Genomic DNA, 16,698 nt, shown 5'->3' on the forward strand with positions numbered 1-16,698 from the left:
TTATTCGAGTGGAGCATATGAGTTATCGGGAACTGAAATGTGGCTTTGAACAATCAGCCACTGGCCATTTCTCTTTTCAAGCACCCCTGTGTGTCTAAAGCCTTCAAGTCTGAATGGCTCGCCTTTGGTTTCGAAACACGTATCTAATAGCTGTGAGTACCAGGCTACATTTTTATCATTACTAAGCTGTATTCTGGTATCTTTTGCCGAAATCGTATAATCCGGTTTGTTGTGAATGGCATGTGTCATCCATTCATAAAAATCGGTCCATCCGTACCAAATTTCATCAATGTCGGTTCCAATATTCATTGTGTGTTCATCCTGTGCAAAACAGTTGCAAAACTCCTGTAGATTGCCATTTTCCTGGGAGGTAATGAGGGTGTCGAGTACCGTTTTGATTGGAGTGATTTCGTTTGTTGTAGGTTTTGTGTTAAATGTTTTCATGGTGCAATGTTTATTGGCTAGTTTAACTGCTGGCTAATAAAGTTAGTTAATTGAACAAATGATGTCAACCGGCGCTAAAGTCTGGGAGATTCGAGGTATTTTTATTTAAATTTGCGCCTGAAATTAAAGGAATCGCTATGTACAGGTACTTTATTGAGATGGCCTATAATGGTAAAGATTTTCATGGCTGGCAGGTTCAGCCCAATGCCATTACGGTGCAGGAGGTGCTAAATGATGCTCTTAATAAAGCACTGCGTTGCTCCATAAATGTGGTTGGTTGCGGACGGACGGATACAGGTGTACATGCCTCATATTTTGTTGCTCATTTCGACAGTTCTGTTGTAATTGCAGATACCAGCCAACTGGTTTTTAAACTGAATCGTATTGTTGGTAATGCGATTGCCATCTATGCTGTTACTCCGGTTAGTGCTGATTCTCACAGCCGTTTTCATGCTACGGCCAGAACCTATCATTATTATTTAAAAACCGAAAAAAATCCGTTTTTAACCGATTTTAGTTATCGGCCTTTTTATAAAGTGAAGCTCGAAGAAATGAATAAAGCCGCTGCTGCGCTATTCGATTATAAAGACTTTACAAGCTTTAGTAAACTGCATACCGACACAAAAACAAACAACTGCACCATAATGCATGCCAGGTGGGAGGAATGTGCTGATGGGGCTGTATTTGTTATCAAAGCCGACCGCTTTTTAAGGAACATGGTAAGGGCTATTGTGGGCACCTTGCTGGAGGTGGGGAAAGGAAAATTGACGGAGGAGCAGTTCAGGGCGGTGATTGAGTGTAAAGATAGAGGAGCGGCAGGAACTTCCGTTCCTGCTCAGGGCTTATTTCTTGTGGATGTTGATTATCCTGCAGATATTTTTACGTCGACCATTAAAAAGTTGCCGCCGTTTAGATAGTGTCAGTTGAATTCCAAATTTTCCAAGCAGCTTCAGCCTGAAGGTGAAGCATTTCAAGGCCATTTTTTGCTGTTGCTCCCTGGTCGATACCTTTTTGCATAAATAAAGTTGTGGCCGGGTTATAGGTCAAATCATAAAAAAGGTGTTTGTCCGAAGCAAAGCCGTAGGGTATGTCCGGACACTCATTTACATTGGGAAACATGCCAAGTGGGGTGCAATTAACCAAAATGGTGTATTCACTCAGGATGGACTCATTAAGCTCGGAGTAGGGCAGATGCTCGTCGCTTTTAGTACGCGAAACGAACCGGAAATCAATATCCATGCTCCTAAAAGCTTCAGCTATGGCTTTTGCCGCACCCCCTGTTCCCAGAATTAACGCTTTTTTATGATGTGACTGCAGTAATGGTTTGATTGATTCTTTAAAGCCAATAAGATCGGTGTTGTAACCTTTCAGTTTTGGCTTCTTATTTTCCCAGGTGACTTTTATGGCATTGCATGCTCCTGCTTTTTGGGCCGTTTCGTCAATTTCATCCAGGTATTTTAGGACATGCTCTTTATGTGGGATGGTTACGCTGAAGCCAGCAATATAGGCATGATGATTTAACACGGCAGGCAGTTCATCTATATTTGCCATCTCAAAATTAAGATATCTGGCATCGATGCCCTCTTTCTCAAATTTCTCAGTAAAATACTTTTGTGAAAATGACTGTGCTAAAGGATAGCCGATTAAACCAAAGGTTCTCATGTGCTAGTTTTGTTTTTTAGTTGCTAAAAATTCGGTAATTGTTATGCTTGCTATCCCTAAAATAAAAAAAAGCATAGCAAAATAAAATTCTCCGTTCATTTCTGGCAAATAGTAGGCGAAGTCAACGGTTTTTACCTTATCACCGAATTGCTTGGTTATTTCATTTTTCCAGGGCCATAAAATACCCAGTGAGCCTGCAATAAACCCTGTTAACAGGGCGATTGTTTGGTTGTGGTATTTCTTTAACAGCCACGACAGGAAATGTGAAAACGCTATAAGCCCAACGCCGGCGCCTATAATAACCGGCAGTAAAATATCGATAGAGGCATTATTGATGGCGTCAATCATAACTAGCTGGTAGTTACCCAAAAGAATGAGCACAAATGAGCCAGATAAACCAGGCAGTATCATGCTGCAAATAGCAACTACGCCACAGAGCAGGAGATACATAAATGAATCATCTTGGCTGGCCGGGGTTAATACAGATATCGATATGGCAATGCCAGCACCAATTATCAGACTGACCACAGATGAGACTGACCATTTTTTAACTGTTTTCCCCACAAAATAGACCGATGCCATTACTAATCCGAAGAAATAGGCCCAGATGTAAATTGGGTAGTTAACAAACAAAAATTCAAATAAGCGAGCCAGACTAATTACTGCGACTCCAACACCAGAAAATAGAGCCAGCAGAAAATAAAAATCAACGTGTTGGGCTAGGGCTTTAAACTCACCTTTGAGGAGTAACTGAATAGCTTTACCGTTAAAGGACTTAATGGCATTGATTAAACGTTCAAAAATTCCGGTAATCAGAGCGATTGTGCCACCGGAAACTCCCGGAATTACGTTGGCAGCTCCCATTGCAGCTCCTTTCAGAGCTGTTTTTAAAAAAGAAACTATCGTGTGGTTCATTGTTTTTATTTCTGTTGGTAGTTTTCAATAAGCTGTTTAACAGCCTCATCAGCTAAAAAGTCAGTATAATCCTCGTTTATATCGCTTATGCCATCCTGGTCTATATCAAGGGCCAGCTTTAACTCTTCGAGAGCTTTACTTTTGTTGTTCAAATAATGGTAGTGAGCTATGGCTGATAAGTAATGGATGGCAGCAGTGTCCTCATACTGCTTTAAAAGGCCGTTAACATATGTACATGTGTCGAACTCATCATCCAATATAATTTTCAGTTTCAAGAGTTCGAGCCAGCCAGTTAGTTCGTGAGGATCGAGATTAAGTCCGTTTTCGAGACTTCGAGCGGCGTCTTCAGCCTTATCAAGCTCAAATAAGCCGCGAGCATGGGCAAACCAGTAGTCGGCATTTAATGGATTGATAGAAATTGCCTGATCAATAGCCTGTAAACCCGCTGTAAAGTTTTCCGATTCCATTAGGGTAGTCCCCATGCCATACCAGGCATCAGCTTGCTTGGGCTGGTGTTTTATAACCAATTGGTAAAGGCGTATGGCTAATTCATAATTGCCCAGTTGCTCCCAGCAGTCGGCCATATACTGATAGGTAAGTACAGCCGGCTCTTGGGTTAAAGTAAGATGTTCGGAATAGGCATCCAATGCTTCCTTAAAGTACCCTGATTGCACAAGGCTATTCCCCATGTTAAAATAGGCCTCTTCGTGCTTTGGATTAATGGCAATGGTGTAGTCGTAGGCTTCTCGTGCCTGACTAAATTGACCTAATTTATTATGTATGATGCCTAGGTTATACCACCCGTTGTCCGAAAAAGGATTGACGTCAAGTAGTTGTTTATAGGCTGATATGCTTTTTTCGTACTCTAGTACTTTATCCAGAGAGAATGCGTATTCAAAGAGCGCATTTTCGTTGTTGGGGTTCAGCTTAAGCAGCAACTCCAGGTAATTAATTGATTCGAGGTAGAGTTCGTGTTGGTTCAGGTTGTAACTAATCTCAAGTAGAATATCTTCCTGCTCATCAAACGAAACTTCAATGGCTTTAGTAAAATAGTGGATTGCTTTCGCAACTCTGTTCTTTTGGAGCATTATCCAGCCAAGTGTCAGAAAAACATCTGGATTGGTTGTTTCGATAGGGGCCACGCGATAAAGCAGTTTAAGAGCTTCATCAATTTCTCCGTGCTCTGCAATGAGCATAGCTTTCTTAACCAAAAGACTGGTGGAGTCGGGGTGCTGCGACAAGCCAACATCTAAAATTTGTTCGGCTTGCTCTATTCGGTTCTTTTCAAAATAGAATTCATAAATGTTTTCAATTTGGTGCACATCAAAATATTCAAATTTTTCTGCGCTAATCATTTTCTCAAATCGTTCTATCGCCTGCAATACCTCGTCGTGACTTGCGTGCAAGAAATCCTGCATAAAATCTTAATTTAATGATACAAAAATATCAATTTTATTAGCAACGGCAATGAAGCCCGGCAATTGTTATCAACAGTGTTACTCACAGAATAAAAATGTGGCCTAATGAGCCTGGTTAAAGGATGGTGCAAAAGAAAAAAAAGAGGCTGAACTCTTTGGGTCGGGTTACAGCCTCTGTACCTGAAGAGAAATTGCACCTTTATCGCCAAAACACTAGAAACCGTGTTGGTGAATATCCTTCAGGCGATCGCCTGGATTTTTAATGAAGAAAATAATGAGGTAAGCCTCATTATTATGGGGTATTAAAGAAATCGCCATTTTCTTTTGTGAGTGCTTGAATTCTTCATTATCCAGGCTTGTAGAATTAGGTTTGGTTGTAGCGCTATTTGCATTACAATCAATTGTCGTTACAATTAGTGGCTGTTTTTCAACTAGTGTGCCAATATTTGTAACGAGCAATTATTTAGGTGTTTAGTTCCTTTATTATTAGCTGAGGTGTTACAGTAGGAATGTTCGGTTTTGTGACGGTAACTGTTCGAAAACGAACAGCCTTAGATGGATGACCCATAGATAAGTAATGCAATGCCGATGCTGATACCCAGTAGATTGATTGCCTTTTTTTTGATGTTTAATTCGTTAAAAATAAGCGCACCTGTTGTAAATGCAATAATCACACCCCCTCTTCTGATGGCTGATATCACCGAAATGAGTGCATCGGCATCACTGACGGCCTTAAAGTAGAGGTAGTCAGCAAATACCAGAGTGATTCCGATAAATGGAATGGACCAACGGAACGAGAAAGGGGTGCTGTTTTTTTTGTTGGGCCACCAGATGAGCAGAATGATTGGTATCATCAGCATAGCCTGGTAGATGGAGAACCAACTTTGTACGGCTAATCGGTTAATGTTTTGCAACAGGTGCTTATCGTAAAGGCCGCTTGCGGCGCCACTCAGGGTGGCAATAATGATGCACCAAACCCACTTGTTGGTTTTTATGCTAAAGCCTTCGCTTTTGCCAATAGTTGTGAAATGATAAAAGAAAAGTAAAGTGGTGATAATGCCCAGCCACTGAAGTCCATTAAGCTGTTCGGAGAAAAGGAGGATAGCACCTAGAAGCGTCCAAAGGGGCCCCGTGGCCCGGATTGGAGCAACGAAAGTGATGGGTAGATGTTTGAGTGCAAAAAAGGAAAATATCCAGGAGGTGAGAACAATTACCGATTTGAGTAGGATTTGAAAGTGCTGCTTGGAGGTGATGGAGGTAATGTATACAGGACTATCTGTGGCGATAAGGGCTGCTTTTGATAGGATAATTAACGGCAGAAATATGGCGGCCGCACTACAGATGCTCACCATCAATACAGGGAGTACGGCATTATGATTGAGTGAAACCTTTTTCAGGACATCATAAAAACCCAGTAAAATTGCAGAGAAAAGTGCCAGATGAAACCACATATTTGCTTTTTGCCCGCAAAAATAGCTAAGATAACCGAAATGGCTGTCCACGCGGCTTACATATTGGTTGTATCGAATGAAGTGGCTTGATTTGTAATTGCTTTGGTTATTTGATACATTTATGTCAAAACAGTCCTATGGATTATGTTTTAATCAAAAACGGAAAAGTTGTTCATAACGGGGGCGAGCATAGCAGGGATGTCTTAATTGGTAATGATAAGATCATTGATATCCGTGAACGCATAGAACGCCCTGAGCCTGAAACGCCTGTTATTGATGCACAGGGTAAATATGTACTGCCTGGGGCTGTTGATACCAATATATTATTCAGTGAGCTTATTAAGCAGGATAAAACGGCCTTAAAACGTTTTAATCAGGCTCAGGTTATAGGAGGAACAACCACTGTAATTGAGCCAGTCCTGCCTGTTTCATCAGCTATTTATCAAACGGAATTAAAGCGGAGGAGACGCAACTACTATGGCATTAGCGCAGATTATGGTTTTCACCTGTCGATGAATGGCTGGAAGTATTTCTCTGAACGGGATATTGACTTTGTTTATGCGCATGAAGGGGTGGCTTCGTTTTATCTGAAATGGCCGGTTGAGCAAAGCGAGGTGGAGCAAATAAAAGGGTTGCTGAAGGCGGCTGCCATTGATTCTACACCTGTGATGGTTGATTTGCATAAACCTGGTGAAGCAGAAAGTGGTTTTGCCGCTATGTCGGATGTCAACCGCGATACATTTGCTTGTCATCTGCAGCATTTGCAGCGTATAATTGACTTGGCTTTGGAAGTGAAGTGTATTATATGTATCATGAATGTTTGTTTTAAGGAAGAGCTGGACCTGATAGAGGCACATGCTTCATCTAAACTGGTGTATGCCGAGTTAATGTTTCCGTTTCACATTGCAGACTCGGATAGGATCATTGTTGATAGTGATTCTGTGTTTTCCGGTTTTCCGCTTGTCGATAACCTGAATTTAATATCGGCCACCGAGTTATGGCAGTGCTTAAAGAAAGGTAACTATTTTTTGGCGCGCCCGATGGTAAAGCTCTCCGGGCAGGGCATTATAAGGGATAGTCAGGTGGCAAACCGGCCTGATGAGTACATTTTGCTTAAAAACCTTTTGTCCGTATTGTACACTTTAGGAGTAACCCAACAGAATATTACATTGGCTGAATTGATTGAATTGTTAGCTTGTCGGCCTGCTCGCTTTATGGGCTTGTACCCCAAAAAGGGCGTGGTTGCGGTTGGTAGTGATGCCGATATTATAATCTGGAATTTAGATTACAAGCGCAATCTGCACTGCCATTTGCCTGGCTGGAGAAATGAGCACATTAACCATTTTCCGTTAAAGGGACGGGTTGAGTTTGCTTTTATTAAGGGACATATGGTTTATGATGGCGAAAGTTTTAGTGAAGAACATGTAGAGGGCCGGTATCTCTATAGAAGCCCATCTAAATGATCGCTTCATTTTGGGTTCGTTAAATAACTGAAAATGTATATATTTGGCAAGCCAAATAATTGTTGATGAATAATCTGAATAGTACGACTGAAGCAAACGGGACTGGAGTAAAAAAAGTGGAAGGTGATAATCTTTTCGATGTCAATCGATTAGTTCGGTTGATGCGAAAAAACTGGTATTTGTTTCTCATATCTTTCCCGCTCTGCCTGGGAGCTGTATTTATATATCATCGCTATACTGTTCCTGTCTATAAAGCATCAGCAACGCTGCTTCTGAAAAGTAGCGAACAAACTCCCATGACACCCAATGGGCTGATGGAAGGCTTTGGTTTATCTCCAGAAATGAGGAGCATTGAAAACCAGAGTTTCATTATCCGTTCAAGAAACATTGTTACTAAAGCAATCAATCGTCTCGATTTTGGGGTGGAGTATTATCAGAAAGGGCGATTTCGCGATACAGAGCTGTACCACAGAGCACCCTTTGTTATTGAGTTTGATTCGCTTCATCCTCAGTTACTGAATGTACCCATCGAGTTAGTTTTTAGCTCATCCGGTAAAATACAGCTAAGTGTTAGTTGTGAAGAAGGCGTTCTGCACAGTTATGCTAATGAGGGCTATGCCGGACAAATAGAAGCATTTGATTTTTCGGCTGATGTAATAGATGGTGAGTGGGTAAAGAACCAGGCATTTTCATTGAGAGTAAAGCGCAGGGGAAACAGTGTTTTGCAGCCCAATGTGGCTTACTATTTTATGTTTAAATCACACAATCAGCTAACGAACCAGTATCGTGGAAGTTTGAGTGTAGCACCCTATAGTGAGGGCTCAAGTATCTTATTTATTTCCTCAGTTGGTGCTAACCGCCAAAAATTAGTGGCTTTTTTGGATGTTTTATGTGCAGTTATATTAGAGCATAATCTGGATCGCAAAAATGATATGGCAACCCGTTCTATTGCTTTTATTGAAGAGCAACTTAAAACGGTTTCAGATACATTGGAGGAGGTGCAGGACCGGCTTTCGGATTACCGGAAGGCAAATCGCTTTATGGGACCGTCGGAGTTCTCGCAAAAGCTAGCCGATAAATATTACGAGGCAGAAAGTGATTTGAAAATGCTGCGTATGCGCATTGATTATTATCAATATCTTCAGAAGAACCTGAAGGTGTCTGATGATTTTGAGCAGTTTTTGTTGCCTGCAGTGGGAAGTGAAAGCACGGGTTTGGTCAATGAGTTGGTGTCGCAGCTAATTGAGATTCAAAAAGAGATGGAGCTTTTGAAGAGTGAGGTGAGTGCGGATAATCAGTATCTGACGACACAAAAAAACCGAATGGAGATAACGGTTGACCTGTTGAATAAAGCCATTAATCAGGTGCTCAAAAATTTTAGTATCGAGGAGGCAAAAATACAAAGTGAACTGACTTCTATTTTGTCGGATATGGAGCGACTGCCTGAATTAGAGAAAAATTATCTCATTATTGACAGGACCTATAAGCTGAACGATGCTATTTATACTTTTTTATTGCAGAAGCATTCGGAGACGCAAATAACAAAGGCGAGTAATTCGCCCGATAATGAGATTATCGATAGTGCATCTGTTCAGGCTATTGTTTCGCCCGACAAACGTGGAGATTACAAGAAGGGTTTACTGCTCGCCGTATTGATTCCTGCTGTTTTTATTGGCTTAAAGGAGCTGCTAAATACAAAAGTTCGCGGAAAAGAAGATTTAAATAGTTTATTGCCAGGTGTTCCGGTCGTGGGGATGGTGATGCATAACAATAACGATGTGGAGGATGTCATCAGCGCTTTTCCGCACTCGATCATTAGTGAATCGTTTCGTTCTTTACGCACCAAACTGAAATTTATGGCTGGTTCCGATCAAGTGAAGGTGATTACTCTGACCAGCTCCAATACCGGTGAAGGAAAAACTTTTTGTGCACAAAACCTGGCTTCAGTATTTGCCATATCGGGCAAGAAAACAGTGATTGTTGGGTTTGATATGCGTAAGCCCAGGTTAACAGCTTTGTATGACCTTCATCAGGAATTGGGCTTATCTAATTACTTCATTGGTCAGGCGGCCGTAACCGATATTGTTTACCAAACAGCTCAAACAAATGTTTACGTGATACCTGCTGGCCCAGTTCCTCCAAACCCCAGCGAGTTGATTGTAGGCGAAAAAACCGAGCAGTTATACGAGTACTTGAGAAGTGAATTTGATATCATCGTAATTGATTCGCCACCAATAGGTCTAGTGGCCGATGCTCGTTTGCTAATGCAGCATTCGGACTGTAATCTGTTTGTTGTTCGCTCAAATTATACCTCAAAAGAGCATATGGTGCATACCGTTGATAACTTATTAAGTGAGAAGGTTGAAGGGTTAGGCATTGTTTTAAACGATATTTCTTTTAAAGAAAAAGGATATGGCTATTACTCAGCCGAATATTACGGGGGAAAGGTAAAGGTTTAAGTCAATCCCTTTTAATGTACTGAATGAGTTTGCTGAAGTTTTTAATAAAGAGTGCGTAGAAGCCACCAATCTTATTTTGTTTCAGTGCCAGGTAGTCTTCTTTCGATTTTTGCACAATGTTCTTTATTGAATTATTGCTTACCCCGCCAAGGCGCATGTTAACCAATGTTTCATCGATGTAGAGGCTGTCTGTGTCGGAGTGTGAGAAAAGCCTTAACATGTAATCGTAGTCAGCTGAAATCCGAAATGCAGTATTAAACCCCCCAAGTTGCTGTATTAAGCCTCGTCTGATATACACTGTTGGGTGGGGTGGCATCCATCCGCGTTTAAGTAATTTCAAACTAAAGGGCTGACTCTTCCAAAAACGAATGATTTTATCGGGGGCATCAGCCTGTACATAGTTAAGATTGCCATACAGAACATTGTGGTTGCTGTTGTCAACCTGTGCCAGGATGTTTTCCACAACCTGCTCATCATGAAATAGATCGTCGGCATGTAAAAAGCCAATCCATTCAGTGCTTGCCAGCTTAAGTCCTTTGTTCATGGCATCGTAGATGCCCTTGTCTCGCTCACTGACCCAACGATCTATGCGATCATCGTTATTTTTAATTATTTCTGGTGTATTGTCGTTCGATTGCCCATCAATAATAATGTATTCTATCTGCTCTCTTACAGTTTGACTGTTGACACTATTGATGGTATCAATAAGTGTTTGTTCACAATTGTAGGTAACTGTAATTATCGAAATCTTCTTCATTAAATTCTATGCTAATCAAAATAATATTGCTGGATGTCTTTCTTTAGGGTTTCTTTGGCCTTATTGATGTAAAAGTTGGTTTCGTTAATGCCTTTTTCCAGTATGACTTTGGATAGTTCCATGGCCGGCGAGTTGGGTTGAACTTCTGACGACGAGGTGTTAATGAGTTTGATAAGTTCGTCCCGTGATTTTACAATTGTATCCCAGCTGGCAATGGGCAGATAAATCTGCATGGCAAAATTATGTTCAAACTCCTGTCGGATGGTCTGAAGCAGGTTCTTCTGCAGCTGCAGGCTGGTAAGTCCATGTTGGTTTGAACGAAGAATTAAGGCTTCCGGGCTTATTCTTTCGAGCAGAATACTCAGTCGCTCGTAGGCTTGCAAACGTGTTGGTATAAGTTCCCTGTAGGTGCTGTTCGCTAATTCGAGTTCCTTGAGCTTGAGGTTGTGCTTTAAAAACCATCTTAAAATAACTAGCAGGGGTAGTGCTACTAAAATTACAATGATTGATAATTTAATAAACTCTTCGAAAGAAATCATAGTGTGAAATTTTGTGTTGTTTTTGCCTGTGCTTGTTAAATTGTAATATTATAAATCTCAATAAAAAGCCTTAGAAATAATATGATTCGAAATCATAGCTCTGTGCCATGTTTATATATGTAAGAAAAAAACACCATTATTTAATGATGTCTATCGTATTATTTGTTGCTTGCTTTTAATTTTTAGCTAATTTTGTTTTCGCATGCAAGATATAAAATGTTTCGCATGCAGCGGATGTTGTGTCTAAATTAAGTTACTACAAGTATAGGAGAGTCAATTGATGAGTACAGAAGTTATATCAAACCGTATCAATGCCTTGTCAGAATCGCAAACGATTCAGATGAACCAGAAAAGCCGTGAGTTAAAAGAAAGTGGTGTAGATGTCATTAACCTGACGATTGGAGAGCCTGATTTTAACACGCCCGAGCACATTAAAGAGGCTGGAATTAAGGCCATTACTAATAACCTTTCTCATTATCCTCCTGTAGCCGGGTTTCCGGAACTTAAAAAGGCGATAGCGAATAAGTTGGCAACAGACAATGGGTTAGAGTATGCCCCTGAGCAAATTGTAGTGTCTGCCGGAGCGAAGCATAGTTTGGCAAATGTATTGCAATGTATTGTTAATAAGGACGACGAAGTTATTATTCCGGCACCATATTGGGTAAGTTACATTGAGCTGGTGAAGCTGGCCGAAGGAAAGCCCGTTGTGGTGGAAGCTGGTGTTGATACCAAGTTTAAAATTACCCCTGAGCAGTTGGAAGCAAGTATAACGCCCAAAACAAAAGCTATACTTTTTAATTCGCCTTCTAACCCTACCGGTAGTATTTATAGTAAGGATGAGCTGCAGGCACTTGCAGAAGTGCTTGAGAAATATCCACACGTATATATTATCTCTGATGAGATTTATGAGAAGATAAATTTTGTTGGGCAACATGTTGGATTGGCTGAATTTAGTGCGTTAAAGGCTCGTACCATTATTATAAATGGTGTGTCAAAAGGCTATGCGATGACAGGCTGGCGAATTGGCTATATTGCGGCGCCGTTGGTTATTGCCAAAGCTGTTACAAAACTGCAGGGACAATATACGTCTGGCGTATGTGCAATTGCTCAGGCTGCCTCGGTGGAGGCGTTTAACGGCGATCAGCAGTGTGTGGAAGATATGCGTGTGGCGTTTCAGAAGCGAAGAGATATTGTATTGGACATTGTAAAAGATATTCCCGGATTTAATGTGGCAAAGCCAGATGGAGCATTCTATATCTTCCCAGACATCAGTGCTTATTTTGGTAAAAGCAACGGAACTACTACCATTAACTCGTCAATGGATATGTGTATGTATCTTCTTGAAAAAGTACAGGTAGCCGCTGTGCCAGGCAGTGCCTTCGGAAGTGAACAATGTGTGCGCTTTTCCTATGCCGCCGCCGAAGACTTGCTTATTCAGGCGTTTAATAGGGTGAAGGCAGCGTTGGCTGAACTCAGCTAAATGCCGTACTGTTGGTAAGTTTGATTTTATATCCCACAAAAAAATTGTTTCTTTGATTTGTAAATTTTTATTGCAATCATTGGATTAAGTTATGAGTAAGCAGCCAATTAAAAGTACCAATACTGAAGGAAACATTATAGAATTTAAAAATGCCAGCATCCGCCAGCAGGAGCATCTGATACTGCAGGATGTTAACTTTAGTGTGAAGCCGGGAGAGTTTGTGTATTTAATTGGTAAGGTTGGGAGTGGTAAATCCAGCCTGCTTAAAACCATGTATAAAGAATTGCCTCTCGAAGAAGGGTATGGGTTTGTAGCCGGGTACCCTTTAAAGACCATTAAAGATAGTCAGGTACCGATGTTGAGGCGCAAAATGGGTATTGTCTTTCAGGATTTTCAGTTGCTTTCGGACAGGACGGTTTATGATAACCTGATGTTTGTTCTGAAAGCCACTGGCTGGAAGGTGAAAAAAGACATGGATAAGCGCATACGTGATGTTCTGTCGCATGTCGATATGGTTCACAAAGGCTATAAAATGCCACATCAACTATCAGGTGGAGAGCAGCAGCGCATTGGGATTGCCCGGGCCCTGCTCAACTCACCCGACCTGATTTTGGCCGATGAGCCAACAGGAAATCTGGATCCTGAAACTTCAGACGAACTGATGCATTTGCTAAAAAAGATATGTGTTTCAGGTAACACAGTGGTTATGGCAACCCACAACTATAATTTGCTTAAGAAATTTCCTGGCCGAACAATTCGCTGCGAGGATACGCATCTTTTTGAATCTAAGCAGGAAGAGATAGAATTTGATCTGTTAGATTAGGTTTTGCAAAAGAACTGGTCCACCTCTTCTCAAAATAAATTACTTTTTATTTCACTTCTCTGGTGAAGCACTTTTGTTATCTTTAAGCTCCATTATTGTTTTCGATTAGACTAAAATCAGGAAAGCATCGTTTTATAGTCATAATTTTAAAGGACTTATCCTTATGATGAGAATAATTGCATTATTGCTTTTTGTCGTTTTTGCGCATAATATAACAGCGCAACAATCGCTCAAGTACCAATCAAATAATAAGCTTTATGAAGACGGGATAGAGATGTATCGCCTCGGTAAGTATGGCTTAGCACGCATTCAGTTTAATCAGTACGTTAAGGAAGCTGGTAACAGCAGTTCTTCGCTCGTGGCCGAAGCTGCCTATCTGGAGCGTGTGTGTGCGCAGAAGCTTGAAAACGACGATATAGAGTATTTGTGGGAGAGCTACTTAATTGATTATCCATACAGTAATCGTCTGAATTATGCCAAAATGCACCTAGGCGACTATTTTAAGGACAAAAAGAAATATAAGCAGGCCACCCGGTGGTATGAAAAGGTAAAAGCTTCAGCTTTGGATAAAGAAACCCAGGTTGACTTCTATTTTTCGTCTGGTTATGCCTATTTTATGATGGAGGATTATGATGCCGCCTTGGTGCGATTTAATAAGATAAGAGGCAGGGACCATAAATATACATCTTCCGTTCAGTACTATTATGCCCATATTCAGTACCAGAAAGGGAATTATGAAACCGCTTTAAAAGAATTTAAACAGCTGGAGAACGACCGTAACTTTAATAAAGTTATCCCGTTTTATATCGCCCAAATCTATTACTTAAAAGAGGATTATTCAGGAGCCATTAAATATGCCACACCTCTCACCGAATCGGGTACGCGGCAACGGCAGGCGGATATGCATCGTATCATCGCAGATTCTTACTATGCACAGAAAGACTACAGGCAGTGTGTCGCTCACTATGAAAAAGTGATTCAGCTAAGCGATAAGCCCTTGCGAGAGGATTTTTACCACCTCGGGTTTGCCAATTACTTTTTGGGTAACTATGAGGAGGCCATCAAAGGCTTATCAAAGGTTACTTCAGATGATGATGTGATGGCCCAGAATGCCTATTACCACTTGGGAGATTGTTATTTAAGAAAGGACGATAAAAAGCGGGCTCGGGTGGCTTTTGAAGCGGCTTCCAAAGTCGAGTTCGACAAAACCATTCAGGAGGATGCTCTCTTCAATTATATTAAGTTAAATTATGAGCTGGCGTTTTCGCCTTTCAATGAAATTATCAACTCCTTCTTACGGTTCATTGAGCTTTTCCCCGAAAGTGACAAGGTTGATGAAGCGTATGAGTATCTTGGTAAAGCTTTTTTAACCACCAAAAACTATCGCGAAGCATTGGCTTCAATGGAGAAAATTCAGAACAAAACCAGTAATGTTTATAAGGCAATTCAGCGCGTGGCCTATTACCGAGGGCTGGAGTTGTTTACTGATTCCAGATTTGAAGAGGCGGTAGGCTTTTTTGATTACAGCCTGAAGTATGCAGGGTATGATAAGGCCCTAAAAGTGGGCGCCTATTATTGGCGGGGCGAATCGTATTACAGGTTAGGAAATTACCCGAAAGCCATAATTGATTACAGAGAGTACATTTTTCAGCCGGGAGCCTATAATACCAAAGAGTTTCCGGTAGCACATTATAACATCGCCTATTCGTATTTCAAGCAAAAGGAATATACCGAAGCTTTAAGTTGGTTCAGGAAATTCAATAATTTGTCCGATGGGCGTGATCGTGTAATGCTAGGTGATGCTTACAACCGGACGGCCGATTGTTTTTATGTTAACCGGCAGTTTGCCCAGGCAATTGATATGTACGACAAAGCTTCGACCATTCCCGAAGGAGCACCCGATTATGCGCTGTTTCAGAAAGCGTTTTGTTTGGGGCTGATGAAGGAGTATAAGAAAAAGATTGATGTATTGGATAACATGGTGCGCAGGTATCCTGAATCGCCTTACGTGGATGATGCATTATACGAAACAGGGCGTTCTTATGTCGCTCTTAGTAATAATGATCAGGCCATCTATTATTATAAGTCCACCAAAGAGAAGTATCCAAAAGGGAGTTATGCCAAAAAGGCATTGCTTCAGTTGGGGTTGGTTTATTACAACAGTAACGATAATGATAACTCGCTGAAGTTTTATAAGCGGGTGGTAAATGAATATCCCGGCACCGACGAGGCTGAAGATGCACTAATGGGCATCCGCAATATTTACATGGATAATAACGACCTCAATGGATACGTGAATTACACATCTTCACTGGGTGCTTTTGCGCAAGTTGGAGAGCGTGAGAAGGATAGCCTGACTTTCGTGTCTGCTGAGCGCTTTTATATGCAAAGTGATTGCGACAAAGCCATTGCTCACTTTAAGAATTACCTCACCCGCTTTCCGGATGGTAAATTTGCCCTTAATGCGCATTTTTACAAGGCCGATTGTCAGTATAAAACAGGCGCCTACAATGATGCTTTGAGCTCGTTTGAGTATGTTGCCGGTCGCGAAAGAAGTTTGTTTACTGAGGAGGCTCTGATGCGTATGGGAGAGCTCAATTATCAGCAAGGCGCTTACCGAAAAGCCTACGATAGTTTTAGCCGACTGGAGTTAGAAGCCGAAATTGCAGCGAACCGGGTGGAGGCTAAGATTGGAAAAATGCGCTGCCTGGCGAAGATCGACCAGCCGCAACAATGTATCAATGCCGCTGAAAATTTGCTGGCTTCATCAAAAATTGCTGACGAAATTAAGCGCGAGGCCTATTTCAACATGGCAAATAGCTACCTGCTGTTAGGAGATAAGGAACGCGCCTTTGAGAATTTTAAAGTGATTGCTGCTAACCCTAAAAGTGCCGAGGGGGCCGAAGCTAAATACCAGTTAGCGCAGATGCTTTATAACAATGGTGATAAAGAGGCGGCTGAAAAAGAAATTTTTGATTACATAGATAAAGGAACATCACACCAATACTGGTTGGCCCGAAGCTTTATTTTGTTGGCCGAAATTTACCACGATAGAGGCGAAACTTTTCAGGCTATACAATACCTGCAAAGCATCAGGGATAATTACGAAGGGGATGATGATATCAGTCAGCGTGTCGAAACCTATCTTAAAAGCTGGCAATCAGTAGAAGCAGCCGAAGAAACAGAAGCTGCAAATAACCTTAATGACTAATTTGATGTTTTAATCAGGCAATTATTCAATTTACTGATAACCTTCAAAGGAGGTAATTATAAACACGGGCATTGCG

14 protein-coding genes are annotated in these 16,698 nt (G+C 41.2%); 6 read left to right on the forward strand and 8 right to left on the reverse strand.

Translation table 11 applies throughout. The features are described from left to right. Entirely contained in the window at nucleotides 1-444 is a 444-nt protein-coding gene (locus tag ACSX1H_RS08735) for a nuclear transport factor 2 family protein (protein WP_439183468.1), read from the reverse strand. 137 nt (nucleotides 445-581) lie between these two features. Between ACSX1H_RS08735 and truA the strand changes: the two genes are divergently transcribed. Further along, complete coding sequence (gene truA, locus ACSX1H_RS08740; protein ID WP_439183469.1) at nucleotides 582-1,361, forward strand: tRNA pseudouridine(38-40) synthase TruA; 780 nt, start codon at nucleotides 582-584, stop codon at nucleotides 1,359-1,361. Here the strand turns inward: truA and ACSX1H_RS08745 are convergent. From ACSX1H_RS08745 to ACSX1H_RS08765, 5 genes are all read right to left on the reverse strand, one after another. Next, nucleotides 1,354-2,106: a shikimate dehydrogenase family protein gene (locus tag ACSX1H_RS08745; protein WP_439183470.1), complete on the reverse strand. Its 753-nt coding sequence runs from the start codon at nucleotides 2,104-2,106 to the stop codon at nucleotides 1,354-1,356. The two genes, truA and ACSX1H_RS08745, sit on opposite strands and share 8 nt — an antisense overlap. A gap of 3 nt (nucleotides 2,107-2,109) precedes the next feature. Further along, complete coding sequence (locus ACSX1H_RS08750) at nucleotides 2,110-3,021, reverse strand: DUF368 domain-containing protein (RefSeq protein WP_439183471.1); 912 nt, start codon at nucleotides 3,019-3,021, stop codon at nucleotides 2,110-2,112. Nucleotides 3,022-3,026: 5 nt separating this feature from the next. After that, nucleotides 3,027-4,439, reverse strand: a complete 1,413-nt coding sequence (locus ACSX1H_RS08755) for a tetratricopeptide repeat protein (RefSeq protein WP_439183472.1) — start codon at nucleotides 4,437-4,439, stop codon at nucleotides 3,027-3,029. Nucleotides 4,440-4,652: 213 nt separating this feature from the next. Next, the gene (locus ACSX1H_RS08760; RefSeq protein WP_439183473.1) at nucleotides 4,653-4,898 is read right to left on the reverse strand and encodes a hypothetical protein; all 246 of its coding nucleotides are present in this window, start codon (nucleotides 4,896-4,898) and stop codon (nucleotides 4,653-4,655) included. A 92-nt stretch (nucleotides 4,899-4,990) separates the two neighbouring features. Beyond that, nucleotides 4,991-5,890, reverse strand: coding sequence for an EamA family transporter (locus ACSX1H_RS08765; RefSeq protein WP_439183474.1), 900 nt, complete (start codon nucleotides 5,888-5,890; stop codon nucleotides 4,991-4,993). 137 nt (nucleotides 5,891-6,027) lie between these two features. On the opposite strand from ACSX1H_RS08765, the gene ACSX1H_RS08770 reads away from it, so the two are divergent. Together ACSX1H_RS08770 and ACSX1H_RS08775 are read left to right on the forward strand one after the other, a co-directional pair. Beyond that, nucleotides 6,028-7,353: an amidohydrolase family protein gene (locus ACSX1H_RS08770; RefSeq protein WP_439183475.1), complete on the forward strand. Its 1,326-nt coding sequence runs from the start codon at nucleotides 6,028-6,030 to the stop codon at nucleotides 7,351-7,353. A 65-nt stretch (nucleotides 7,354-7,418) separates the two neighbouring features. Beyond that, entirely contained in the window at nucleotides 7,419-9,812 is a 2,394-nt protein-coding gene (locus ACSX1H_RS08775) for a GumC family protein (RefSeq protein ID WP_439183476.1), read from the forward strand. Nucleotide 9,813: 1 nt separating this feature from the next. Here the strand turns inward: ACSX1H_RS08775 and ACSX1H_RS08780 are convergent, their stop codons facing one another. Both ACSX1H_RS08780 and ACSX1H_RS08785 read right to left on the reverse strand, forming a co-directional pair. Further along, a complete protein-coding gene (locus ACSX1H_RS08780; RefSeq protein ID WP_439183477.1) occupies nucleotides 9,814-10,569 on the reverse strand; it encodes a glycosyltransferase family 2 protein in 756 nt (251 codons plus the stop codon). Between the two features lie 11 nt (nucleotides 10,570-10,580). Beyond that, on the reverse strand, nucleotides 10,581-11,108 hold the full coding sequence (locus ACSX1H_RS08785) for a DUF7935 family protein (protein WP_439183478.1): 528 nt from the start codon (nucleotides 11,106-11,108) through the stop codon (nucleotides 10,581-10,583). Between the two features lie 280 nt (nucleotides 11,109-11,388). Between ACSX1H_RS08785 and ACSX1H_RS08790 the strand changes: the two genes are divergently transcribed. The 3 genes from ACSX1H_RS08790 to ACSX1H_RS08800 all read left to right on the forward strand — a co-directional run bounded on the left by ACSX1H_RS08790 (nucleotide 11,389) and on the right by ACSX1H_RS08800 (nucleotide 16,622). Then, nucleotides 11,389-12,588, forward strand: a complete 1,200-nt coding sequence (locus tag ACSX1H_RS08790; RefSeq protein ID WP_439183479.1) for a pyridoxal phosphate-dependent aminotransferase — start codon at nucleotides 11,389-11,391, stop codon at nucleotides 12,586-12,588. A gap of 91 nt (nucleotides 12,589-12,679) precedes the next feature. After that, nucleotides 12,680-13,411 carry a cell division ATP-binding protein FtsE gene (locus tag ACSX1H_RS08795; RefSeq protein WP_439183480.1) on the forward strand — a complete coding sequence of 244 codons (732 nt, stop codon included), beginning with the start codon at nucleotides 12,680-12,682 and terminating at the stop codon, nucleotides 13,409-13,411. 163 nt (nucleotides 13,412-13,574) lie between these two features. After that, on the forward strand, nucleotides 13,575-16,622 hold the full coding sequence (locus ACSX1H_RS08800) for a tetratricopeptide repeat protein (RefSeq protein WP_439183481.1): 3,048 nt from the start codon (nucleotides 13,575-13,577) through the stop codon (nucleotides 16,620-16,622). The last annotated feature ends 76 nt before the right edge of the window (nucleotides 16,623-16,698 follow it).

The sequence above is a fragment of the Carboxylicivirga taeanensis genome, assembly GCF_051851475.1.
GTDB classification, from domain to species: Bacteria; Bacteroidota; Bacteroidia; order Bacteroidales; family Marinilabiliaceae; genus Carboxylicivirga; species Carboxylicivirga taeanensis.

What these genes read in the sequence shown, in the direction of transcription:
- ACSX1H_RS08735 (WP_439183468.1), bottom strand. Translation starts at nt 444, where the DNA reads ATGAAAACATTTAACACAAAACCTACAACAAACGAAATCACTCCAATC.
- truA (WP_439183469.1), top strand. Translation starts at nt 582, where the DNA reads ATGTACAGGTACTTTATTGAGATGGCCTATAATGGTAAAGATTTTCAT.
- ACSX1H_RS08745 (WP_439183470.1), bottom strand. Translation starts at nt 2,106, where the DNA reads ATGAGAACCTTTGGTTTAATCGGCTATCCTTTAGCACAGTCATTTTCA.
- ACSX1H_RS08750 (WP_439183471.1), bottom strand. Translation starts at nt 3,021, where the DNA reads ATGAACCACACGATAGTTTCTTTTTTAAAAACAGCTCTGAAAGGAGCT.
- ACSX1H_RS08755 (WP_439183472.1), bottom strand. Translation starts at nt 4,439, where the DNA reads ATGCAGGATTTCTTGCACGCAAGTCACGACGAGGTATTGCAGGCGATA.
- ACSX1H_RS08765 (WP_439183474.1), bottom strand. Translation starts at nt 5,890, where the DNA reads ATGTGGTTTCATCTGGCACTTTTCTCTGCAATTTTACTGGGTTTTTAT.
- ACSX1H_RS08770 (WP_439183475.1), top strand. Translation starts at nt 6,028, where the DNA reads ATGGATTATGTTTTAATCAAAAACGGAAAAGTTGTTCATAACGGGGGC.
- ACSX1H_RS08775 (WP_439183476.1), top strand. Translation starts at nt 7,419, where the DNA reads ATGAATAATCTGAATAGTACGACTGAAGCAAACGGGACTGGAGTAAAA.
- ACSX1H_RS08780 (WP_439183477.1), bottom strand. Translation starts at nt 10,569, where the DNA reads ATGAAGAAGATTTCGATAATTACAGTTACCTACAATTGTGAACAAACA.
- ACSX1H_RS08785 (WP_439183478.1), bottom strand. Translation starts at nt 11,108, where the DNA reads ATGATTTCTTTCGAAGAGTTTATTAAATTATCAATCATTGTAATTTTA.
- ACSX1H_RS08790 (WP_439183479.1), top strand. Translation starts at nt 11,389, where the DNA reads ATGAGTACAGAAGTTATATCAAACCGTATCAATGCCTTGTCAGAATCG.
- ACSX1H_RS08795 (WP_439183480.1), top strand. Translation starts at nt 12,680, where the DNA reads ATGAGTAAGCAGCCAATTAAAAGTACCAATACTGAAGGAAACATTATA.
- ACSX1H_RS08800 (WP_439183481.1), top strand. Translation starts at nt 13,575, where the DNA reads ATGATGAGAATAATTGCATTATTGCTTTTTGTCGTTTTTGCGCATAAT.